This window comes from Nakamurella sp., from assembly GCF_044224575.1.
Taxonomy (GTDB): Bacteria; Actinomycetota; Actinomycetes; order Mycobacteriales; family Nakamurellaceae; genus Nakamurella.
Map to the genome: position 1 here is coordinate 165,884 of NZ_JBGAKE010000007.1, position 19,905 is coordinate 185,788.

At 70.6% G+C, this 19,905-nt stretch carries 24 protein-coding genes and 1 pseudogene; 6 read left to right on the top strand and 19 right to left on the bottom strand.

The window, feature by feature from the left end; all coding sequences use genetic code 11:
- Positions 1–56 precede the first annotated feature (56 nt).
- The 9 genes and pseudogenes from ACILSK_RS10305 to ACILSK_RS10345 all read right to left on the bottom strand — a co-directional run bounded on the left by ACILSK_RS10305 (position 57) and on the right by ACILSK_RS10345 (position 5,052).
- Positions 57–776, bottom strand: a complete 720-nt coding sequence (locus tag ACILSK_RS10305; RefSeq protein WP_395727058.1) for a hypothetical protein — start codon at positions 774–776, stop codon at positions 57–59.
- Positions 773–1,339, bottom strand: coding sequence for an RNA polymerase sigma factor (locus ACILSK_RS10310; RefSeq protein WP_395727059.1), 567 nt, complete (start codon positions 1,337–1,339; stop codon positions 773–775). Before ACILSK_RS10310 ends, ACILSK_RS10305 begins: the two co-directional genes overlap by 4 nt.
- Positions 1,340–1,605: 266 nt before the next feature.
- Positions 1,606–1,755: pseudogene (locus tag ACILSK_RS10315) on the bottom strand (PadR family transcriptional regulator); the annotation flags it as partial.
- Positions 1,756–1,821: 66 nt separating this feature from the next.
- Complete coding sequence (locus ACILSK_RS10320) at positions 1,822–2,541, bottom strand: hypothetical protein (RefSeq protein WP_395727060.1); 720 nt, start codon at positions 2,539–2,541, stop codon at positions 1,822–1,824.
- On the bottom strand, positions 2,538–3,116 hold the full coding sequence (locus ACILSK_RS10325) for an RNA polymerase sigma factor (protein WP_395727061.1): 579 nt from the start codon (positions 3,114–3,116) through the stop codon (positions 2,538–2,540). Before ACILSK_RS10325 ends, ACILSK_RS10320 begins: the two co-directional genes overlap by 4 nt.
- Positions 3,117–3,193: 77 nt before the next feature.
- Positions 3,194–3,394: a hypothetical protein gene (locus ACILSK_RS10330; RefSeq protein ID WP_395727062.1), complete on the bottom strand. Its 201-nt coding sequence runs from the start codon at positions 3,392–3,394 to the stop codon at positions 3,194–3,196.
- 31 nt (positions 3,395–3,425) lie between these two features.
- Positions 3,426–3,836, bottom strand: coding sequence for a hypothetical protein (locus ACILSK_RS10335; RefSeq protein ID WP_395727063.1), 411 nt, complete (start codon positions 3,834–3,836; stop codon positions 3,426–3,428).
- Positions 3,833–4,531: a hypothetical protein gene (locus tag ACILSK_RS10340; protein ID WP_395727064.1), complete on the bottom strand. Its 699-nt coding sequence runs from the start codon at positions 4,529–4,531 to the stop codon at positions 3,833–3,835. Before ACILSK_RS10340 ends, ACILSK_RS10335 begins: the two co-directional genes overlap by 4 nt.
- Positions 4,528–5,052 (bottom strand): sigma-70 family RNA polymerase sigma factor, encoded by a 525-nt coding sequence (locus ACILSK_RS10345; protein ID WP_395727065.1) that lies wholly within the window; start codon positions 5,050–5,052, stop codon positions 4,528–4,530. The genes ACILSK_RS10340 and ACILSK_RS10345 overlap by 4 nt, the downstream gene beginning before the upstream one ends.
- A gap of 200 nt (positions 5,053–5,252) precedes the next feature.
- Here ACILSK_RS10345 and ACILSK_RS10350 point away from each other — a divergent pair, with 200 nt between their 5' ends.
- Complete coding sequence (locus ACILSK_RS10350) at positions 5,253–5,825, top strand: DUF6461 domain-containing protein (protein WP_395727066.1); 573 nt, start codon at positions 5,253–5,255, stop codon at positions 5,823–5,825.
- Between the two features lie 34 nt (positions 5,826–5,859).
- On the opposite strand, the gene ACILSK_RS10355 is transcribed toward ACILSK_RS10350, so the two are convergent.
- The 8 genes from ACILSK_RS10355 to ACILSK_RS10390 form a co-directional block, all read right to left on the bottom strand.
- Positions 5,860–6,279 carry a hypothetical protein gene (locus ACILSK_RS10355; protein ID WP_395727067.1) on the bottom strand — a complete coding sequence of 140 codons (420 nt, stop codon included), beginning with the start codon at positions 6,277–6,279 and terminating at the stop codon, positions 5,860–5,862.
- Between the two features lie 106 nt (positions 6,280–6,385).
- Positions 6,386–7,426: an LLM class flavin-dependent oxidoreductase gene (locus ACILSK_RS10360; protein ID WP_395727068.1), complete on the bottom strand. Its 1,041-nt coding sequence runs from the start codon at positions 7,424–7,426 to the stop codon at positions 6,386–6,388.
- Between the two features lie 31 nt (positions 7,427–7,457).
- The gene (locus ACILSK_RS10365; protein WP_395727069.1) at positions 7,458–8,066 is read right to left on the bottom strand and encodes a GntR family transcriptional regulator; all 609 of its coding nucleotides are present in this window, start codon (positions 8,064–8,066) and stop codon (positions 7,458–7,460) included.
- 175 nt (positions 8,067–8,241) lie between these two features.
- A complete protein-coding gene (locus ACILSK_RS10370; protein ID WP_395727070.1) occupies positions 8,242–8,445 on the bottom strand; it encodes a 2-hydroxymuconate tautomerase in 204 nt (67 codons plus the stop codon).
- Between the two features lie 2 nt (positions 8,446–8,447).
- Positions 8,448–9,938: an aldehyde dehydrogenase gene (locus tag ACILSK_RS10375; protein WP_395727071.1), complete on the bottom strand. Its 1,491-nt coding sequence runs from the start codon at positions 9,936–9,938 to the stop codon at positions 8,448–8,450.
- Positions 9,916–10,662, bottom strand: a complete 747-nt coding sequence (locus tag ACILSK_RS10380; RefSeq protein WP_395727072.1) for an alpha/beta fold hydrolase — start codon at positions 10,660–10,662, stop codon at positions 9,916–9,918. The genes ACILSK_RS10375 and ACILSK_RS10380 overlap by 23 nt, the downstream gene beginning before the upstream one ends.
- Positions 10,663–10,673: 11 nt before the next feature.
- Complete coding sequence (locus tag ACILSK_RS10385; RefSeq protein ID WP_395727073.1) at positions 10,674–11,225, bottom strand: amino acid synthesis family protein; 552 nt, start codon at positions 11,223–11,225, stop codon at positions 10,674–10,676.
- Positions 11,219–11,908, bottom strand: coding sequence for an amino acid synthesis family protein (locus ACILSK_RS10390; RefSeq protein ID WP_395727074.1), 690 nt, complete (start codon positions 11,906–11,908; stop codon positions 11,219–11,221). Before ACILSK_RS10390 ends, ACILSK_RS10385 begins: the two co-directional genes overlap by 7 nt.
- A 312-nt stretch (positions 11,909–12,220) precedes the next feature.
- On the opposite strand from ACILSK_RS10390, the gene ACILSK_RS10395 reads away from it, so the two are divergent.
- The 5 genes from ACILSK_RS10395 (at position 12,221) to ACILSK_RS10415 (ending at position 17,367) form a co-directional block, all read left to right on the top strand.
- Positions 12,221–12,649: an ester cyclase gene (locus tag ACILSK_RS10395; RefSeq protein WP_395727075.1), complete on the top strand. Its 429-nt coding sequence runs from the start codon at positions 12,221–12,223 to the stop codon at positions 12,647–12,649.
- Complete coding sequence (locus tag ACILSK_RS10400) at positions 12,649–13,164, top strand: flavin reductase family protein (protein ID WP_395727076.1); 516 nt, start codon at positions 12,649–12,651, stop codon at positions 13,162–13,164. Before ACILSK_RS10395 ends, ACILSK_RS10400 begins: the two co-directional genes overlap by 1 nt.
- A gap of 237 nt (positions 13,165–13,401) precedes the next feature.
- Positions 13,402–14,856, top strand: coding sequence for an aldehyde dehydrogenase family protein (locus ACILSK_RS10405; RefSeq protein WP_395727140.1), 1,455 nt, complete (start codon positions 13,402–13,404; stop codon positions 14,854–14,856).
- A gap of 311 nt (positions 14,857–15,167) precedes the next feature.
- Positions 15,168–16,853 (top strand): BCCT family transporter, encoded by a 1,686-nt coding sequence (locus ACILSK_RS10410; protein WP_395727077.1) that lies wholly within the window; start codon positions 15,168–15,170, stop codon positions 16,851–16,853.
- Positions 16,854–17,022: 169 nt separating this feature from the next.
- Positions 17,023–17,367 carry a carboxymuconolactone decarboxylase gene (locus ACILSK_RS10415; RefSeq protein WP_395727078.1) on the top strand — a complete coding sequence of 115 codons (345 nt, stop codon included), beginning with the start codon at positions 17,023–17,025 and terminating at the stop codon, positions 17,365–17,367.
- A gap of 97 nt (positions 17,368–17,464) precedes the next feature.
- On the opposite strand, the gene ACILSK_RS10420 is transcribed toward ACILSK_RS10415, so the two are convergent.
- On the bottom strand, positions 17,465–17,698 hold the full coding sequence (locus ACILSK_RS10420) for a hypothetical protein (protein WP_395727079.1): 234 nt from the start codon (positions 17,696–17,698) through the stop codon (positions 17,465–17,467).
- A 49-nt stretch (positions 17,699–17,747) separates the two neighbouring features.
- Positions 17,748–19,811, bottom strand: coding sequence for a DHA2 family efflux MFS transporter permease subunit (locus tag ACILSK_RS10425; protein ID WP_395727080.1), 2,064 nt, complete (start codon positions 19,809–19,811; stop codon positions 17,748–17,750).
- Positions 19,812–19,905: the final 94 nt, after the last annotated feature.

Genomic DNA, 19,905 nt, shown 5'->3' on the forward strand with positions numbered 1-19,905 from the left:
ATACACACGAGGTATACCTCGTGTGTATAGCGACGTGCGGCTCGATCCGGCCGGGTTCAGCCGGTGGTGCCCATCACCCGCGATACGAGGGGAATCGCCTCCGCGCGGGGCCAGTGCGTCAGGTCCAACCCGTTCGCGACGGCTGCCCCCTGCGCCGCCCATCGGTCGGCGGGGGTGGTGACGGCCAGGGACCGGTCGTTCGTGACCCAGGCTTGAGCGGTGGGACCGTCCGGGGTGCACGACCCGCCGAAGTAGTGCACGGCGGCGCGGCCGCCGAGCCGAATCTCCGGCTCGCCCTGGATGTACCCGCCCCCACCATTTGCGCACACGGCGCCGAAGACGTTGTCGGTGACCGAGTTCGGCAGCGCCGCACCGTCGGGGACGGCCATCACGACCGTCACCCCGTCACACTCGGCGGTGGGTGCGGCGGCGACACAGGCGGTCACGGCATCGTCGTCGGCGGCGGTGACCGCGACCGACCACCCCAGCGGGACCGGGAACCGGACCCCGCCGACATCGGCGACGCCGGCCCGCATCGACACGCTCCGGGCCGCCTCGGCGGCGCCGGGTCCGGCCGCCCCGGACAGCGAGACGGCGGCCAGCACGGCGGCGACCGCCGCGGCCGCGGCCAGCGGCGCGGCCCAGCGGCGCCGGGACCGGCTGCCTGCGGACCGCTCGATCGGCGGTGGTGCGGTGGTGCCGAGCTGCAACAGATCATCCAGCGCGCGGTCGAGTTCGTCGTCGGACCACGGCCGCCGGTCGAGATGGCGAGTCATCGCGGGAGGCCTTTCGAGGGAAGGGATTCGAGATCGTGGGCGGCGTCGACCCGCCGCAGGCGCTGCCGGGCCCGGTGCAGTCGGGACCGGACAGTGGCGGCCGGCATGTCCAGTGAGGCGGCGACCTCGGTGGGCGTCAGACCGGCCCAGGCGACGAGCAGCAGGATGTCGCGGTCCAGTGCGTCGAGCAGGTGCAGATCCGGCAGCAGCCGGCGGATCCGGCGCTGGGCGTCCACCCGGTCGGCGCTGTCCTCACTGCTCTCGTCGGTGCTGGCGGGCCGGTCGGCGCACTGGGCCAGCACCCGGCGCAGGTGGCGGGCCTCGTCCCGGGCGTGGCTGCGCACGGCGGTGGTGGCGATGCCGAACAGCCAGGCGATCTCGGGGCCGCGGCCGGCGTCGTAGCTGGACCACCGGCGACACGCGGCGAGGAACACCTCGGACAACAGGTCGTCGGCGTGCCCCGGACCGACCCGGCCGGCCAGGTAGCGGCGCAGCCGGTCGCCGTGCTGCTCGAACAACCGCCCGACCGCGGCCCGGTCCGGGCCGGCCCCCCTCGTTCTCATACCCCTACTCGGTCCGATGTCCGAGCGGCGTTGCACGCGGCGGTCACCGCGGTCCGGCGGGCGTGGGGCGGTTGCTCAGAAGCCGTCCGTCGGTCGATCGTGCGTCTCCGCGAAGTGCGGCATCGTCGGTTCGGCCGCCTGACCGTTGAGCACGTTGTAGGTGACGGCGGCCTCGGCCACGCCGCGGGTCAGCCGGCTGTCGCGGTGACGCCAGAGGTACCCGAGGGCGCCGACGACCACCGCGCCGGTGCCGAGCAGGACGGCGGTGAATTCAACAAGCGGGACAACGTGGCGTAGACCTGCCCGTACGCGAGCGGCCGGTCGCTGCCGAACAGCTCGTCGTAGCTGCGTTTGAGGTCGTACCCGTGGCGGGGGGCCAGATCGAGCAGACCCAACAGGGATCGGGACACTGACATGCCGGCGACTATACACACGAGGTATACGTCGTGTGTATAGCGCAGTGCGGTTCGATCCGGCCGGGATCAGCCGGTGGTGCCCATCACCCGCGATACGAGGGGAATCGCCTCCGCGCGGGGCCAGTGCGTCAGGTCCAACCCGTTCGCGACGGCTGCCCCCTGCGCCGCCCACCGACCGGCGGGCGTGGTGACGGCCAGGGCCCGGTCGTCGGTGACCCAGGCATGAGCGGTGGGACCGTCCGGGGTGCACGACCCGCCGAAATAGTGCGCCGCGGCACGGCCGCCGAGCCGGGTCCCCGGCTCGACCTGGACATACCCGCCCCCTCCGTTCGCGCACACGGCGCCGAAAACGTTGTCGGTGACCGATGTCGGCAGCGCCGCACCATCGGGGACGGCCATCACGACCGTCACCCCGTCACACTCGGCGGTGGGGGCGGAGGCGACACAGGCGGTCACGGCATCGCCGTCGGCGGCGGTCACCGCGACCGTCCACCCCAGCGGGACCGGGAACCGGACCCCGCCGACATCGGCGACGCCGGCCCGCATCGACACGGTCCGGGCCGCCTCGGCGGCGCCGGGTCCGGCCGCCCCGGACAGCGAGACGGCGGCCAGCACGGCGGCGACCGCCGCGGCCGCGGCCAGCGGCGCGGCCCAGCGGCGCCGGGACCGGCGGCCTGCGGACCGCTCGATCGGCGGTGGTGCGGTGGTGCCGAGCTGCAACAGATCATCCAGCGCGCGGTCGAGTTCGTCGTCGGACCACGGCCGCCGGTCGAGATGGCGAGTCATCGCGGGAGGCCTTTCGAGGGAAGGGACGAGGGAAGGGATTCGAGATCGTGGGCGGCGTCGACCCGCCGCAGGCGCTGCCGGGCCCGGTGCAGCCGGGACCGGACAGTGGCGGCCGGCATGTCCAGTGAGGCGGCGACCTCGGTGGGCGTCAGGCCGGCCCAGGCGACGAGCAGCAGGATGTCGCGGTCCAGTGCGTCGAGCAGGTGCAGATCCGGCAGCAGCCGGCGGATCCGGCGCTGGGCGTCCACTCGCTCGGCGCTGTCCTCGCTGCCCTCGGCGGTGCTGGCGGCCCGGTCGGCGCACTGGGCCAGCACCCGGCGCAGGTGCCGGGCCTCGTCCCGGGCGTGGCCACGCACGGCGGTGGTGGCGATGCCGAACAGCCAGCCGATCTCGGATCCACGGTCGGGGTCGAAGCTGGGCCACCGGCGACACGCGGCGAGGAACACCTCGGACAGCAGGTCGTCGGCGTGCCCCGGACCGACCCGGCCGGCCAGGTAGCGGCGCAGCCGGTCGCCATGCTGCTCGAACAACCGCCCGACCGCGGCCCGGTCCGGGCCGGTCCCCCTCGTTCTCATACCCCTACTCGGTCCGATGTCCGAGCGGCGTTGCACACGGCGGTGTCACCTCGGTCCGGCGGGCGTGGGGCGGTTGCTCAGAAGCCGTCCGTCGGTCGATCGTGCGTCTCCGCGAAGTGCGGCATCGTCGGCTCGGCCGCCTGACCGTTGAGCACGTTGTAGGTGACGGCGGCCTCGGCCACGCCGCGGGTCAGCCGGCTGTCGCGGTGACGCCAGAGGTACCCGAGGGCGCCGACGACCACCGCGCCGGTGCCGAGCAGGACGGCGGTGAACAGCACGGGCGCTCCCTCGTTCGTCGGGTGGAACGGGTCAATTCTCCGTCACCGGCCCGGCCGTCGCCGGAATCGGGACCGTCGCGCGAGGGTCCTCGCCGACCGCGACGAAGCCGTACCCGGGCTGCAGGTGGCCGACGACGGAGCCGTCGCGGGCGAGCACGGTCTGCGCGCCGGTGGCCGCGAACAGGTCCGCCTTGGCGACGTACCCGACCGGCTCCCCGTCCCGGCCGAACGTCACGACGTAGTCGGGCACGCGGTTCACGTCGATGGAACCGTCGGCGCCGTAGGCATCCTCGGGGATCGTCCCGTACGTCGCGGTTCGATCGTCGGCCCCATGGGCGGCACCCACCTCGATCCCGACAGCGATACCGGTGGCGACCACGATCGCCGCGGCGATCAGCGCCGGCTTCCCCCAGACCCGGCCGCGGCGACGGTCGATGGTCATGACCCGGTCACCACCGATTCGACGGCCGGCGCCCCCGCGGCGTTCGACACCCTGACCGTGATCGGCCGGTCGGCCCCATCGATCGGCGTTATGAACACGCCGAGCGCACTCGGCAGGATGTGCAGGTCGGGCTGCGTCCAGGTCGCCGACCACGTGCCCGACGCGTCCATCGCGTCCACCCGCGTGGCCGCCGGGGTGACCACCCCCCACAGGTAGACCCGGCCGCCCATCGACACCAATGCCGCTCCCTGCAACACATCGAGGTCCCGGGCGACGGATGTCTCGGTCGACCCACCGCCGCTCGGGGCGACCGACAGGCAGAACCGGCGGTCCGGAGAGTCCTGCTCCCACACCCGCCACGTCACCGCACCGGCACCGTCGACGCTGAACTGCACCCGCGACACACTCTGGTCCCACCCCAGTTCGCACGGGGGTCCGAGTTCGATTCCGCCGGCGGCGGGCACCAATGGGCCGGCCCCGGGCACCAGCACGCCTGCGGCGACGACCACCGCGGTCACGCCGGCCGCCACCGCAACCAACGGCCACGCCGAGCGACCGGTCGACCGGTGCCGGGCCGACCCGGCGATCGGCGGGACCGGGGTGTCGTCCGGGAACATGTCCCGGGCCTGGGACTGCAGGGCCGCGGCCAGCAGCGGGCGCAGGTCGTGGGCATCGGCGTTCCGCTCGCGGGTCATCGGGTCTCCTTGAGCCGGGCGGCGAGGGTGGCCAGCGCGCGGGATGCGGACGCCTTGACCGCGGACTCGGCGATGCCGAGGGTGGCCGCCGTCTCGCGGACCGTCAGGCCGCTCAGGTACCGCAGCACGACGATCTCCCGCTGTCGTCGGGGCAGCCGGGCCACCGCCCGCCGCACCCGCTCACCGTCCAATCGGGCCAGTACCGCCTGGTCGGCCGGTGGCACCGGACCGTCGTCGGGTGCCCGCAACGATCGGCGGCGCAGCAGCGAGCGCAGGTGGGATCGCGAACCGTTGACCACCGCCGCACGGACATAGACCAGGGCGGCGTTCTCGTCGTCGAATCGGTGCCATCGCCCGTGCATCCGGATCATCACGTCCTGCACCACGTCCTCCGCCGACTGCCGGTCGCCGGTCAACGCGCCGGCCAGCCGCACCAGGCCCAGCCAGTGCCGGCGGTGGAACGCGTCGGCGCTGACCGTCGCGCCCGGTTGGGCCGGCGACATGCGCTCGATGATGGTCACGCTCCCTCCGTCCCGCACCCGAACAAGCTTTCATCAGTGAGACGTTCCGGGCGGGCAGAAGGTCAACACCGATTTCCGGATCCGGCGCCGCGCGTCGGACGGGGTCGGATCGGCGCACGGCACCCGGCGGACCGGACCGGAACCGGACCGGACCGGTCCGGTGCCCGTCGGATGACCCCGCACCGGTGGACAATCGCGGCATGCGTCATGAGTGGTTCACCGCCTGGGCCGACCAGCACCTGGGCGTCTGCATCTTGCTGGCCCGGGCCGCGCAGCTCACGGACGACGAGGTCTTCGCCGCGTTCGACGCCGATCCGGCGACGACACAGGTGCTCTCGCTGGCTCAGGCCGACGACGATCCGAGCACGTTCCGGGTCCGCATCGGCCGGTGCGACGGATGGCTCTACGCGGTGGAGCACTTCACCGGCCGCGGAGCGGGCGACGATGTGCTGGAACGGCTTTCCCGAGCCGGTGGGCAGGCGCACGCGTTGTGGTGCACGCAGGAGATGGCCGGCTTCCACAGCGCCGGCGACGGCCGGGTGACGACCCGGTTCGACCTGGGGATGCCGAAGTACCGGTACGGGTCGGACCCGGACCGGTACGTGGAGGAGATGACCCGGGCCGGGCTGATGACCGCCGGGCCGATGAACGCGAACGGGCCGCCTCGGCCGGGATCGGGCCTGCAGCTGCTCGAGTCGATCACCGGGCTGGAGGTGCGCCCGGAGATGCTCGAGGCCGCGTTGCCCAGCGCGGTGCTCCGCCCGCCATGGTGACCGGATGACCGATCCTGGCGGTCGCCGGCCCGGTTCAGTCGTCGTCCGGATCATCCAGATACACGGTGCAGATGAAGTCGACCCCCAGTCGGGCCAGTCCCTGCAAGACCGGCCGGTCGAGCCAGAATCCGCCCTGCACGCTGTTCGACGACCCCCAGCACTGCACTCGCAGGTCCCAGTGCGGTCGCAGCTCGTGCAGGATGTCCTCCCGGCCGTCGAACTGGGCCAGCAGTTGCCGCAGCGCCTCGTTCAGCGGCTCCACCGCGCCGTCCGGGCAGTCCAGGTCGAGGGCCCAGAGTGCGGTCTGATGGCGAAAGCCGCTCCGGCCGTTACCCCGCAGGTCGCCGATCTCGGCAAATGTGGTGCCGGGCAGCCCGATACGTTCGGCGAACGACGCCGCCGTCCGGGTCGTGCTGACCGCGCTCAACGACACCGTGCCGCCGGCGACCGACATGAGCTTCCCCCTTGCCAGTTCGACGGGTCCGCGATCGCGTCCCCCGGGGCATTCCCGTTCGGACGCCCGGAGCGTCCCCGGCCTCCCGAGCGGGCCGAGCGACGGCTCACCGGAACGCGGGCACGACCTGTTCGATGAACAACGCGAGTGAACGCTTCTTCTCCTCGTGCGACATGCCGTTGTCGCACCAGAAGCTGTACTCGTCGACGCCGAGATCCTGGTAGTACTTGATCCTTTCGATGACCTCGGTGGGCGTGCCGATCATCGCGGTCTTGTGCAGGGCGTCGATCTGGAATTCGGGCCGTTCGGCGAACTTCGACTCCGGGCTGGGGTCCAGGAAGCCGTCCACCGGGGTCGTCTTGTTGCCGAACCAGGCGTCGAACGTGCGGTAGAAGCGGTTGACCGCCTGCGCACCGGCCACCCATCCGTCCGGTTCGTCGGCCGGGTGCACGTAGGTGTGCCGCAGGACCATCAGGTCCGGACGGGGCACGTCGGGGTTCTCGGCCAGGGCGGCGGCGAACTTGTCGCGCAGGTCCACCACCTCTTCGTCGCCCTTCATCAGGGGGGTGACCATCACGTTGCAGCCGTTGCGAACGGCGAACTTGTGCGACTCGGGGTCGCGGGCGGCGATCCAGATCGGCAGCGGCTGCTGGATCGGCTTGGGGACGCTGGTCGACGTGGGGAACTGCCAGATCTCGCCGTCGTGCGCGTAGTCGCCGTCCCACAGCTTGCGCACCGCGGGGACCAGCTCGCGCAGGTGGTTCCCGCCGCTGGAGGCGGGGATGCCGCCGGCCATCCGATCGAACTCGAACTGGTAGGCGCCCCGGGCCAACCCGATCTCGGCGCGGCCGTCACTGATCACGTCGAGCAGGGCGGCCTCGCCGGCCACCCGGATCGGATTCCAGAACGGCGCAATGATGGTGCCGGCACCCAGGCGAATCGTGGAGGTCCGCGCGGCCAGGTAGGCCAGCTGCGGCATCGGGTTCGGCGAGATCGTGTACTCCATCGAGTGGTGCTCGCCGATCCACACGGTGCCGAAGCCGCCGGCCTCGGCCATCAGGGTCAGCTCGGTCAGATCCTCGAAAAGCTGCCGGTGACTGACGCTGTCGTCCCAGCGCTCCATGTGGATGAACAGGGAGAACCGCATGGTGGTGATTCCTCTCGGTACTTCGTCGTGGTCAGGTCTGGGTGATGGCCGAGCGGGCCATCACTTCGCGTGCGGAGGCGGTGACGTGGTCGCGCATGGCGATCTCGGCGCCCACGCCGTCCTTCTCCAGGATCAGTTCCATGATCCGGTGGTGCTCGTCGTTGGATCTGGTCAGCCGGCCCGGCTGCTGGACGGTCCGCAACACCATCCGGTGGTAGGCGAGCTGATTCATCAGGCTGGTGTAGTGCTCGATCAGTTTTCGGTTGTCGCTGCCGTCGACGATCGTCTGGTGGAACTCGTGCACCAGGGCGGCGTACCGGGCGCCGTCACTGGTCAGGGCGGCGGTCTCGGACTCCCGAACGTTCTCCCGCAGGATGTCCAGCTCGGGCACCTGGCCACGGCGGGCCAGCAGCCGGGCCGCCATACCCTCGAGCACCTCTTTCATCTCGAACATCTCGCCGATCTCCCGGCGGGTGATCTCCCGCACGAAGGTGCCCACCTTCGGCCGGATCTCGACCAGTCCTTCGACCTGCAGTTGCTTGAGCGCCTCCCGGACCGGGGTGCGACTGACGTTGAAACGTTCGGCCAGCCGCACCTCCGACAGCGCCGTACCCGGCGGGAAGTCGTCGTCCAGGACCATCGAACGCAGCCGGGTCAGGAGGCTGACGTCGGCATCCGCGCCCGGTTGAGCCCCGTTCCGCGGCCCGCGGCCTGAACCATGGTAGTTCTCACGTTGCTCGATGCTCATCATGGAGCCTTTCACGACCGCCGCCCGAATCCTGCTGTTGGGCTACCATACAAGGCTTCCCGGCCGGTCAGGTCGGCGTCTGCCCGTCCATCTCGGCCAGCGTGACATCGCCGGTGGCCCAGTGCGTTCGCGGCACCTCGTGCACGACGACCCGGACGTGCTCGGGGCGGGCGCCCGCGGTCCGCACCACGGCCTGGTGCACCTCGTGCATCAGGGCCCGGATCTGCTCGGGGGTACGACCCGCGGACAGGGTGACGTCGATCTGGGGCATGGTCAGCTCCGCATGATGAACGGGTCGGCGACCGGATCCTCGCTCGTGTTGACCCACACGCTCTTGAGCCGGGTGTACTCCTTGATGCTCTCGATGCCGTGTTCGATGCCGACGCCGCTGCTCTTGAATCCCTGCCGGGGGGACATCGGGGACATCGCCCGGTAGGTGTTGATCCAGATCGTGCCGGCCTCCAGCCGCGCGGCCAGCCGGTGCGCGCGGGACAGGTTGCTCGTCCAGATCCCGGCGGCCAGGCCGTATTCGGTGTCGTTGGCGAGCTGGGCGACCTCGTCCTCGGTGTCGAACGGCATGATCGCCACCACCGGTCCGAAGATCTCCTCGCGGACGACCCGCATCGAGTTGTTCACGCCGGTCAGCACCGTCGGCTCGTAGAAGAATCCGCCGAGTCCGCCGCCGTCGGTCGACCGGCCGCCGGTGAGGACGGTCGCTCCTTCGCGGACCCCCAGATCGACGTATCCGGCGACCTTGTCGCGTTGATCGGCGAACGCCAGCGGGCCCAGTTCGGTCTCGCCCTGCAGCGGATCACCGATCCGGATGCGACGGGCGCGCTCGGTGACGCGTTCGAGCAACTCGTCGTAGATCCCGCGCTGGGCGAAGACCCGGCTGCCGGCGATGCACGTCTGCCCGGCGGCGGCGAAAATCCCGGCCACCACACCCATCGCGGCGTTGGCCACGTTCGCGTCGTCGAAGACGATGTTCGGCGACTTGCCGCCCAGCTCCAGGGTGGTGCCGATGAACCGGGACGCGGCGCTGGCGGCGATCCGGGAACCGGTACTGGTGCTCCCGGTGAACGAGATCTTGGCCAGGGTGCGGTGGTCGACCAGCGACTGGCCGGCCTCGGCGCCGAAGCCGGTGACCACGTTGATCGCACCCGGCGGGAAGCCGGCCTCGTCGACCAGCTGGGCCAGCCGCAGCACGGTGGCCGAGGTGTACTCGGACGGCTTGACCACCACGGTGTTGCCCGCACACAGCGCCGGGGCGAGCTTGCTGGTGGTCAGCGTCAGCGGCGAGTTCCACGGGGTGATGGCGCCGACCACGCCCAGCGGCTCCCGGTTGGTGTAGTTCAACACCCGCCGGTCGGAGGTCGGGATGACGTCGCCCTGGATCTTGTCGGCGAGACCCGCGTAGTAGTAGTAGTACTCGGGCAGGGTGGCCATCTGCGCCCGCATCTCGCGCAGCAGCTTGCCGTTGTCCAGCGTCTCCATCTCGGCCAGCTCGTCGGCGTGCTCGCCGATCAGGTCGCCGAGGCGGCGCAGCAGGTGCCCGCGCCGGGTCTGGCTCAGGTCCCGCCAACGCGGATCCTCGAACGCCTCACGGGCCGCGACGACCGCGCGGTCCACGTCCGTGGCGTTGCCCCGCGCCGCCTCGTACAGCGGCCGGCCGGTGGCCGGATTGCTGCTGGCGAAGTATTCGCCGTCCGACGGCGCGACCTGACGTCCGCCGATGTGGTGCTCATACCGACTGGGATGCGACATTGTCTCTCTCCCGGAGGAAGGTGGTGATCGAAGTGACGAAAGCTTCCGGTTCCTGGACCGGGAGCATGTGCCGCGCCCCCGGTACGACCTGGGCCCGGCAGTGCGGCATCGCGGCGGCCAGCCGGCGCGACATCTCGGGCGTCGAACCGCCGTCGAGTTCGCCGGTGAGCGCCAGGCTCGGCACGGTGATCTTCGACAGCTCCGGCCCGATCCGGGCATCGCCGGTGGCGAAGACCCGGTAGCAATTCAGGAACGAATCGACATCGTTGGCCAGCAACACGTCCCGGGTCGCCCGCACCAGTTCCGGGGCCACCCCGGTGCCGTCGTACCAGCGGTGCAGGGAGGCCTCGACGCTGGCCGGGAAGTCCCGCTCGGCCGCCGCCAGCCGGGCCAGCACCGCCGCCCGCTCCGGCTCGGTCCGCCGGCAGACCGAATTGACCGACGTCAGGCTCGCGACCAGTTCGGGCCGGTACCGGGCCAGCTGCTGGGCGATCAGCGCGCCCAGCGAGAACCCGATCAAATGCGCCCCGGCGGGCACCTGCGGCGCCACCGCGTCGGCCAGGTCGTCCAGCGAGACCCCCGCCGGCGCCGGCGGGTTCGTGCCGTGACCGGGCAGATCCAACGCCAGGACCCGGTACCGGTCGGCGAGCAGAGCGGTGACCGGCTGCCACATCGTGTGGTCCAGACCGACCCCGTGCAGCAGGACGATCGTCGGCTTGGTCATCGCGGGCCGGTCTACTGCTCGGACGACAGCGGAGCCAACCGCTGCTGTGGGCGACCCTGCGCGGCGGCGGCCAGGGCGATGATCATCTCGTCCGGGTGCGGGGCGTCCGCGATCCGGACCTCGATGCTCTGGTGGTGCGACCGGATGGTCGCGTCGGTGATGTGCTTGAGCGGGATGTCGAAGACGACCCCGGCCGGCCCGCGCTTCTCGACCGCCGGCAGCAGGGTGGTCGCGTTGGCGGCCGTGCGGAAGTGATCGCCGAACTTGAGGGTGTGGATCAGGGCCGAGCCGTGCTCGACCTCGCCGTCCAGGCCGACGATGGCGGCCTTGCCGTACGCCTGCGCCGTGGCGCCCAGTGCGTCGAGCACCAGCGGGGCGAGCAGGGCGCCGACATCCGAGGCGTTCGCGTCGATCCCCGGACCCAGGTCCTCCACGAAACCCTGCCCGGCCCATGGGTTCTGAATGATGGCAGCGACCACGGCGACCCGGGCGGCGGGACTGACCTCACGGCCGCCCTCCAGGTGGATCTCCTCGATGACGGTGACGATCTTGCGAACTACCATGACAGGTCACTCTCCAGGTGCTGGGCGCTGACGGTGGGATCGGTGGAGCGGTCGCCGATGCGGGCGTGCGGTCGCGGTCCGGTGGATGCGGCGGCGATGACGACGATCTCGCCCGCCCGGGGGGCGTCGGAGACCCGGGCGCTGATCGTCTGGTAATGGCTGCGGGTCGCGGCGTGGGTCTTGTGCCACATCGGCACGACCAGCGTCTCGCCGGCGTCACCCCGGGCGTCGGCGAAGCAGATGATCGACTCGCCCTCGAGGAAATCGCGCATCAGGTTGCCGAAGAAGGGCGTGTGAATCAGCGCTCCACCGTGCTCGACCTCGCCGGCCGTGCCGACGATCGCCGCCTTGCCGAACGCCTCGATGGCGCCGACCCCGCCCAGCACGTCGATGAGCCGATCGGTCAGCCCCCGGGCCAGCACGGGTGCGATCGCCGCGACCTCGGGGGACAGGTCCTCACCCGGCCCGGTCCCCAGCCACGGGTTGGCGATCACCGCCGCCGCGACCGCACGTCGCGCGGGAACCGACGGGCCCCGCCGGTTCTCCAGCAGGACGTCCTCGTAGTACAGAACCGTCTTGCGCACGCCGGCGATGACGTGGGGCCCGGCGGGGCGGTCCGGCGCCGAAACTTCCGCCGTGGCCGTCGAATCCGCCGTGGCCGTCGAGGTGGCTGGAGGAGACATGGGATGTCCTTCGGTCGATCGTCAAGAGGGCTTCGCCGTTGCCCGCGGGGCGGGTGGGGCCGAGTACCGCTTCATGTATGCAACAGACTCTAACGGTTCCGGGCCTGCAGGTCCAGACCCAATCCGTCGGAATCTGCTCCGACGCCTCGTCAGGCCCGCTGGCTGGCCGCCTTTACCTGCAAGAACACCGCGAATGGGCAACCCGGCGGCAGAAAAAGTCGGGCCAGGGGTTGACGACCGCCGCCGAACGCTTCTAGTGTTCGTTTCACTCGACTACCATACATCGAGGCGATAGGCAGGGAGAGGATCCTGATGACAACGGACTCGCCGCTCAAGGCCCGTCTGCGGCAGGTGTGGCACGAGGCCTGGGACGAGGGCAACGTCGACGCCCTCGACCAGCTGCTGGCCGACGGGTTCACCCGCACCACGCAGGGATCGGACTCGGCACTGTCGGCCGATCAGTTCAAGGAGGAGATCCGGGCCACCCGCCGGGCCTTCCCCGACCTGGTCACGACGATCGACGACATCGTCCAGGACGGTGACCGGGTCGCAATCTTCTGGAGCAGCACCGGCACCCACCAGGCCGAGTTGCTGGACGTGCCGGCCACCAAGCGCCGGGTCGTCACCTACGGCTCGAACCTGTGCACCTTCACCGATGGCAAGTTGGCCCACGAGCGAGTCACGTGGGATCCCCGGCACCTGCTGAGCGCGCTCGGCATCTCGACAGTGAGGCACGACTGATGACCGAATCGATGGCGATCCCGACGGCGAACGAACCCGATCTGGAGGCGCTCAAGGGTTTCAACCGGCAGTTCGTCACCGGGGTGACGGTCGTCAGCACGATGGACGAGGGCCACGCCCGCGGGCTGGCCGTCAATGCGTACTGCTCGATCTCGTTCGACCCGCCGCTGGTGATGGTGTGCATCCAACGGACCTCGTCCACCTGGCCGGCGCTGTTCGCGGCCACCCACCTGGGCGTGAACGTGCTGAGCAACCAGCAGCAGCCGGTGGTGTCGGTGTTTGCCTCCAAGCATCCCGACAAGTTCTCGCAGATCGACTGGAAGCCCGGACCGCACGGCTCACCGCTCATCCCGGGATCGGCGGCCCTGCTGGAGGCCGAGATCCGCGAGCGGTTCCAGGCCAAGACCCACACCATCTTCCTGTGCCGGGTCCGGCACGCCGAGGTCGCCGACGTGGCGCCGATGGTCTACAAGGCCGGCAAGTTCTATGACGGTGCCGATCTGACCGAGCTCTGACGGGCCCGAGCGCCCCGGCGCGAAACGGCGCCGGCCCGCTCGGTGCCGCCGACCCGGCGGTCCGAGCACCGGCTGCACCCGTGTCGCACCAGTGACGCACCCGAGTCGGCCGGTGCCGATAACCGCTGCCGATCACCGCTGCCGATCACCGCTGCCGCAGCTACCCCCATTCACCCCACCGGGAGTCCGCATGTCCTCCTTCTCGCCCACCCGGCTCGCCGATCGACGCCGGCCGTGCTGACCGCGACCGCGACCACGGTTCCCGGCTCCTGGGTCGACGGGCGCCGGGTCGGTGGCCGATCGACCTTCACGGTGCACAATCCCTGGTCCGGCGAGGTCGTCGCCACCGTCGCCCATCCGACCCCGGCACAGGTCGAGCTCGCGCTCGCCCAGGCCTGGTCGGCGCGGGGTTCGCTGGCCGCCCTGCCCGCCCACCGGCGGACCTCCGCCCTGCGGCACATCGCCGACCGGATGATGGAGCGCATCGACGAGTTCGCGGCGACGATCACCACCGAGAGCGGCAAGCCGATCCGCTGGTCCCGCAGCGAGGTGGAGCGGGCCGCCGCGACCTTCCGCTGGGCGGCCGAGGAAGCCGCGCGGTGGTCCGGTGAGTTGCAGCGGCTGGACACCGACCCGGCCAACGAGGGCCGGCTGGCGCTGCTCCGCCGGGTTCCCCGCGGCCCGGTCCTGGGCATCACGCCGTTCAACTTCCCGCTGAACCTGGTCGCCCACAAGGTGGCGCCCGCCCTGGCCGTCGGCGCGCCGATGGTGCTCAAACCGGCCCCCAAGGCGCCGCTGAGTGCCATCGCGCTCGGCGAACTCATCGCGGAGTGCGACCTGCCGGCCGGGGCGTTCTCGTTGCTGTCCGTCGACAACGACGACGCCGCTGCCCTGGTGGCCGACCCCCGGCTGCCGGTGGTCTCCTTCACCGGCTCCGGCCCGGTCGGTTGGCGGATCCGAGATGCGGTTCCGCGCAAGCACGTTGCCCTCGAACTCGGCGGCAACGCCGCGGTGCTGGTGTGCGCCGACTGGTCCGGCCCGGGCGACCTGGCGCACGCCGCCCGGCGGGTGGCGTTGTGCGCGAACTACCAGGGCGGCCAGTCCTGCATCTCGGTCCAGCGGGTGTTCGTCGACCGGAACCGATACGACGAGTTCGTCCGGCTCCTGGTCGAGGCCGTCGGCGAGCTGCGGGTCGGTGACCCCTGGGACCCTGACACCGACGTCGGTCCGCTGATCGACGAACCCGCCGCGCGGCGGGTGCAGGACTGGATCGACGGAGCCGTCGCCGGCGGCGCGCGGCTGCTGGCCGGCGGCGGCCGGGACGGGAGCGTCGTCCGACCAACGGTTCTCGCCGACGTCGACGCCGGGTCGCCGGTCGTCTGCGACGAGGTGTTCGGGCCGGTGATGGTGGTCGAACCGGTCGACGGGGCGGACGAGGGCCTGCGGCGGATCAACGACTCGCGATTCGGCCTGCAGGCGGGGATCTTCACCCGTGACCTGGCCCTCGCCTTCCGCGCGCACCGTGAGCTCGAGGTGGGTGGCGTGATCATCGGTGACGTGCCCACCGTCCGGGTCGAGCAGATGCCCTACGGCGGTGTGAAGGAATCCGGCATCGGGCGCGAAGGCGTCCGGTCCGCGATGGAGGACTACACCGAGGTGCGAACCCTCGTGCTCTCCGGTGTGTCGGTGTAGGCAGCGCAGCGCTCGTCGAGCCGGCTTGTATGCATCAGGATTGCTGGGTCTGGGTCCGAAACGGTGCAGCACTCCGGCTACTACCGGGCTTTTTTCAGGAGTTCATCATCTTTGAGCGTCCCAGGTCTTGACCGGATGCGGCTCAGTTACTACGGTTCTACCATGCATCAGAGCATTCAGTAGGCCCTTGGCCCTCGCCGCCGGTGCCCACCCCACCCCACTTCGACCGAGCCGGTAGCCCGTCGCAGACCCGGCCGCTCGACAACCCTCCGGAGCCGTAGGGTTCCCCGAACCGAAGGTGGACAGTGCAGATGTCCGACACCGCCCAGCCCACGGCAGGCGCCCGAACCGTCACCCGAGTCGACCGGCCGTTCGCCGATGCCCCAGGCATGCACGGCGTCGGCGCCGTCTTCTACTCGTCGGTGGCGCTGCTCACCGTCTTCGTCCTGTGGGCGTCGATCTGGCCGGAGAACCTCAACGCCGTGATGAGCGCGGCCAGCGCCTGGGTGACCTCGTCCGTCGGGTGGACCTACCTGATCGTGCCCCTGGCCTGCCTGATCTTCCTGATCTCGCTGGCCTGCACCCGCTACGGCGCGATCCGCCTGGGCAAGCCCGAGGATCGGCCGGAGTTCTCCGCCTGGGCCTGGCTCGCCATGATCCTGTCCGCGGTGATGGGGGTCGGCCTGATCAGCTACGGCGTCGCCGAGCCGATCTCGCACTTCGCGACGCCGCCGCACGGTCTGGCCCAGCCGGAGAGCATGGACGCCGCGGTGCGGGCCATGCAGTACAGCTACTTCGACTGGGGCCCGCATGCCTGGGCCATCTTCGCGGTCTTCGGGCTGGCGATCGCCTGGTCCCGGCATCGCAAGGATCGCTCGGGCCTGATCTCGCCGATGCTCCGCCCGGTCCTGGGCAGCATCGTCGACGGGTGGTTCGGCAAGGCCGTCGACGTCTTCGCCATCCTGGCCACTCTGTTCGGCACCACCACCTCGCTCGGCCTGGGCTCGTCGCAGATCGACGAGGGGATGGGCCGCATCTTCGGCACGCCGAACGGGGTCGGCACCCAGATCGTCATCATCGTGGTCGTCACGATCCTGTTCACGCTCTCGGCGCTGTCCGGTGTGCACCGCGGCGTGAAGTACATCAGCCAGGTCACCACCGTCCTCGCCGTCGGCCTCGCGGTCTACGTCGTCTTCTTCGGTCCCACCGACTTCATCTCCAACCTGTTCGTCCGTTCGACCGGCCAGTACCTGGGCGACTTCTTCAGCACCAGCCTGCTCACCCCACTGAATGCGGACGACATGGCGTGGATGCAGTGGTGGACCTACTTCATGATGGCCTGGTGGCTGAGCTGGGGGGCGTTCGTCGGGGTCTTCCTGGCCAAGATCTCCAAGGGGCGGACCATCCGGCAGTTCATCCTCGGCGTCCTCGGTGTGCCCACGCTGGTCTTCGCGGTGTGGTTCACCATCTTCGGCGGCTCCGCGATCAAGCTCGACATGAACGGCGCCGGCATCGTCGAGGCCACCAACGAGAACATCAACAACGCGTTCTTCGCCCTGCTGGACAACCTGCCACTGACCGAGATCACCTCGGTGATGGCGCTGCTGCTGGTCGCCCTGTTCTTCATCTCCGGCGCCGACGCCAACACCTACGTGCTGGGGATGCTGTCCTGCAAGGGCACCCTCTACCCGCGCAAGCCCGTCCTGCTCGCCTGGGGCGCGCTGACCGGCCTGTGCGCCATCGTGCTGCTGCTGGCCAACGGACTCCAGGCCCTGCAGCAGGCCGCCCTGCTCTCGGCCCTGCCGTTCACGATCATCATTACCCTGCTCGGCATCTCGCTCACCAAGGAGCTCCGCAGCGACCCGCACTACCACGCCCTGCACCCGCACGCGCCGGAGCTGGCCGCCGTCCCCGGCGCCTTCGTCGAGAACGACCACGACCTCTACAGCCCCGAGTCCAACCCGGTCGCGAACGGGAAGGCCACCGCCGCTCCGTGAGCGTCGACGGCGCGGCGGGGAGCCCGACGGTCGCCCGCCGCGCCGACCAGGAGCGGCCACGTCTCATCCCGATCGGGGGATTCGACCGGCTGGGTCGAATGGTTGACTGACCCTCCCGAGCTGTGATCCGACCGGGTCCGGCGGTTGAAACCTGAAGGGACACAATCACATGCCCGAGGAAACTCCGGTGCTCGACGCTTTGGCCGCGATGACCGCGGTGTCGATCGTGGGGAGCGAGCTGCCGGCCCGCGAACACATCATTGCCCGGCTGGCGGCGCTGATCGCGGTGGATGCGCCGACCGCGTCATACCTGCTGAACGCCGGCACGGCGGTCGAGGTCGGGATCACCCTGGAGGACGTGCAGAGCCTGCTCGTCGCCGTTGCGCCGGTGGTCGGCACCCCGCGGGTGGTGTCGGCGTCGGCCAAGATCGCCGAGGCGCTCGGCCTGGCGGTTGCGCTCGCCGAAGAAGAGCTCGAAGAAGAGCTCGAAGAAGAGCTCGCGGACGAGGCGTAACCGGCCGAACGGACGAAACTCCTATCGAGGGGCCGGTTTCCGTTGCCATCGGCCCGGCCGAACAACGGAACCGGCCCTTCGACCTCATCGAGCCGCGTCAGGCCTGCTCCGGCCGCGCCAGTCCCAGCGCCTGCGGCGTCGCGACCCCGGTTCGCACGCAGGGCGGCACCTCGACGACGGCGCCGCAGAACTCGCACCAGTAGGTGCGGTGCCCGGTGTGCCCGGCGGTGCAATGGCAGGGCTCCCAGCCGACGATCATGTGCCCGGCGACGAACGGGTGACCGGTGGGGCAATACTCGGGCCGCTGCTCGGTCAAGGCCCAGGGCATCATCAGTCGAACATACGTTCGATGAGACGTCAGGTCCAGTCAAGCGATCCGCTCAGGCGTCCGGGCGGCCCGCGAGCTCCGTGCTGTGCCGGCCCGGCGCGGTGGACTCGCGGATCAGCCGGGCGACCACGCGGAGCATGGTCGCGTCGGTCTCCGCGGACTCGACCCGGTCGGCCGGTAACCATTCCCGCAGCTGGTCGCGCAGATAGTCCCGCCAGGCCAGCATGATCGCCGCGCCGGCCCGCTCGCCGGCCGGCGCCAGGGCGAGGACGTCACCGCGGCGGGACAGCAGGCCGTCGGCGACGAGGCCGTCGAAAAAGCTGGTCAGCACGCCGGCGGGCACACCGACCCAGTCCTCGATGCCCGACTGGCTGATCGTCGGCTGCTCCAGCACCCAGCCCCGGACAAGCACCTGCCCCAGGCCCCAGACCTGTGCCTCGGACAGCCCGGTCCCGGCCGCCGACAGCACCCGGGCCCCGACGTCCGGGCCACTGCGTTTCAGGACCCCGGCCACCAGGTCCTCCAGCTGATCGGTCTCGCCGGGCGGATGGGGCATGGCGAACCCGGCGCCCGGGCCGCGGTCCAGCTCCGCGGTCACCTCGCGCATCGCCACCTGCGGCATCATCAGCGCGATCACCAGTGCCAGCACGGCGAACGGGACGGCGCCGAGGAACACGTACTGGAACGTCTCGGCGTAGGCGGCGATGATCGGCGCCTGCTGCGCGGCCGGGAGCGCGTGCAGTGCCTGCGGATCGCCCGCCGCCTGCGGGTCGGTCAGGCCGGCCGCCACGATCGCGGCGGGCAACCGGTCGGCCAGATGATTGGCGTAAAGGGTGCCGAAGATCGACGCGCCGAACGAGCCGCCCAGCGTGCGGAAGAACGACACCCCGGACGTCGCCGCGCCGAGATACTCGAAGGACACGGTGTTCTGCACGATCAGCGTCAGGATCTGCATCATCAGGCCGATGCCGGCCCCCAGCACCACCATGAACAGCGCCTCGAGCCAGAAGGCGGTGTCGGCATCCATGGTGCTGAACAGGTAGAGGCCCAGACCGGTCGCGATCGACCCGGCGATGGGGAACATCCGGTACCGCCCGGTGCGGCTGACGTAGTTGCCCGACGCGATTGCGGTGGCCAGCAGGCCCAGCACCAGGGGCAGCATCCGCAGACCCGACTCGGTGGCCGACGCGCCGTCGACGAACTGCAGGAACGCCGGCAGGTAGGTGATCGACCCCATCATTGCGAAGCCGACAACGAAGCTGAGCACCGACGAAATCGTGAACACCCGGCTGCGGAACAGGTGCAGCGGCAGGATCGGCGCGACGGCCCGGCTCTCCACGAACACGAAGGCGCCGATGGCCACGGCCGACCCGGCGAACAGCCCGAGGATCGTCGGCGACGACCAGGCGTACATGCTGCCGCCCCAGGTGGTGGCCAGGGTCAGGCCCGTCGCCCCCAGCCCGATGAACAACACACCCAGGTAGTCGACCGGCACCTTGGTGCGCTCGGTCAGCCGCGGGATGGTGGTCGCCGCCATCGCGATGACGACCAGCGCGATCGGGATGTTCACGTAGAACGCCCACCGCCAGGACAGGTGGTCGGTGAACAGGCCACCGAGCAACGGACCGATGACGGTGGTCACCCCGAACACCGCACCCAATGCGCCCTGGTACCGGCCGCGTTCGCGCAGCGGGATGACCTCGCCGATCAGCGCGGTCGCGGTGACCGCCAGACCGCCGCCGCCCAGCCCCTGCACCGCGCGGCTGGCGATCAGCATCTCCATGTCCTGGGCCAGCCCGCAGAAGGCGGAGCCGATGATGAACACGGCCACGCTGATCTGGAACAGGATCTTGCGGCCGAACATGTCGCCGAACTTGCCGGCCAGAATGGTGGAGATGGTCTCGGCCAGCAGGTAGGCGGTGACCACCCAGCTCATGTGCCCGGCACCGCCCAGGTCGCCGACGATGGTCGGCAGCGCCGTCGTCACGATCGTCTGGTCCAGCGCGGACAGCAGCATGCCCAGCATGACGGTGACGAACACCAGGTTCATCCGGGCCCGGCCCAGGTTCGACGGCAGGGTGGCGGACGGCACGGTCGGGGCAACGGTCTGCGACATCGACACCCTCATTCACTGGATGTGACCAGCCGAGAACTCTCAGTGATCTTCGATGCGAAGAGTAGGCGGCCGATCGGGGCCGCGCATCCGGGAC

What these genes read in the sequence shown, in the direction of transcription:
- ACILSK_RS10305 (WP_395727058.1), bottom strand. Translation starts at nt 776, where the DNA reads ATGACTCGCCATCTCGACCGGCGGCCGTGGTCCGACGACGAACTCGAC.
- ACILSK_RS10310 (WP_395727059.1), bottom strand. Translation starts at nt 1,339, where the DNA reads ATGAGAACGAGGGGGGCCGGCCCGGACCGGGCCGCGGTCGGGCGGTTG.
- ACILSK_RS10320 (WP_395727060.1), bottom strand. Translation starts at nt 2,541, where the DNA reads ATGACTCGCCATCTCGACCGGCGGCCGTGGTCCGACGACGAACTCGAC.
- ACILSK_RS10325 (WP_395727061.1), bottom strand. Translation starts at nt 3,116, where the DNA reads ATGAGAACGAGGGGGACCGGCCCGGACCGGGCCGCGGTCGGGCGGTTG.
- ACILSK_RS10335 (WP_395727063.1), bottom strand. Translation starts at nt 3,836, where the DNA reads ATGACCATCGACCGTCGCCGCGGCCGGGTCTGGGGGAAGCCGGCGCTG.
- ACILSK_RS10340 (WP_395727064.1), bottom strand. Translation starts at nt 4,531, where the DNA reads ATGACCCGCGAGCGGAACGCCGATGCCCACGACCTGCGCCCGCTGCTG.
- ACILSK_RS10350 (WP_395727066.1), top strand. Translation starts at nt 5,253, where the DNA reads ATGCGTCATGAGTGGTTCACCGCCTGGGCCGACCAGCACCTGGGCGTC.
- ACILSK_RS10355 (WP_395727067.1), bottom strand. Translation starts at nt 6,279, where the DNA reads ATGTCGGTCGCCGGCGGCACGGTGTCGTTGAGCGCGGTCAGCACGACC.
- ACILSK_RS10360 (WP_395727068.1), bottom strand. Translation starts at nt 7,426, where the DNA reads ATGCGGTTCTCCCTGTTCATCCACATGGAGCGCTGGGACGACAGCGTC.
- ACILSK_RS10365 (WP_395727069.1), bottom strand. Translation starts at nt 8,066, where the DNA reads ATGGTCCTGGACGACGACTTCCCGCCGGGTACGGCGCTGTCGGAGGTG.
- ACILSK_RS10370 (WP_395727070.1), bottom strand. Translation starts at nt 8,445, where the DNA reads ATGCCCCAGATCGACGTCACCCTGTCCGCGGGTCGTACCCCCGAGCAG.
- ACILSK_RS10375 (WP_395727071.1), bottom strand. Translation starts at nt 9,938, where the DNA reads ATGTCGCATCCCAGTCGGTATGAGCACCACATCGGCGGACGTCAGGTC.
- ACILSK_RS10380 (WP_395727072.1), bottom strand. Translation starts at nt 10,662, where the DNA reads ATGACCAAGCCGACGATCGTCCTGCTGCACGGGGTCGGTCTGGACCAC.
- ACILSK_RS10385 (WP_395727073.1), bottom strand. Translation starts at nt 11,225, where the DNA reads ATGGTAGTTCGCAAGATCGTCACCGTCATCGAGGAGATCCACCTGGAG.
- ACILSK_RS10390 (WP_395727074.1), bottom strand. Translation starts at nt 11,908, where the DNA reads ATGTCTCCTCCAGCCACCTCGACGGCCACGGCGGATTCGACGGCCACG.
- ACILSK_RS10395 (WP_395727075.1), top strand. Translation starts at nt 12,221, where the DNA reads ATGACAACGGACTCGCCGCTCAAGGCCCGTCTGCGGCAGGTGTGGCAC.
- ACILSK_RS10400 (WP_395727076.1), top strand. Translation starts at nt 12,649, where the DNA reads ATGACCGAATCGATGGCGATCCCGACGGCGAACGAACCCGATCTGGAG.
- ACILSK_RS10410 (WP_395727077.1), top strand. Translation starts at nt 15,168, where the DNA reads ATGTCCGACACCGCCCAGCCCACGGCAGGCGCCCGAACCGTCACCCGA.
- ACILSK_RS10415 (WP_395727078.1), top strand. Translation starts at nt 17,023, where the DNA reads ATGCCCGAGGAAACTCCGGTGCTCGACGCTTTGGCCGCGATGACCGCG.
- ACILSK_RS10420 (WP_395727079.1), bottom strand. Translation starts at nt 17,698, where the DNA reads ATGATGCCCTGGGCCTTGACCGAGCAGCGGCCCGAGTATTGCCCCACC.
- ACILSK_RS10425 (WP_395727080.1), bottom strand. Translation starts at nt 19,811, where the DNA reads ATGTCGCAGACCGTTGCCCCGACCGTGCCGTCCGCCACCCTGCCGTCG.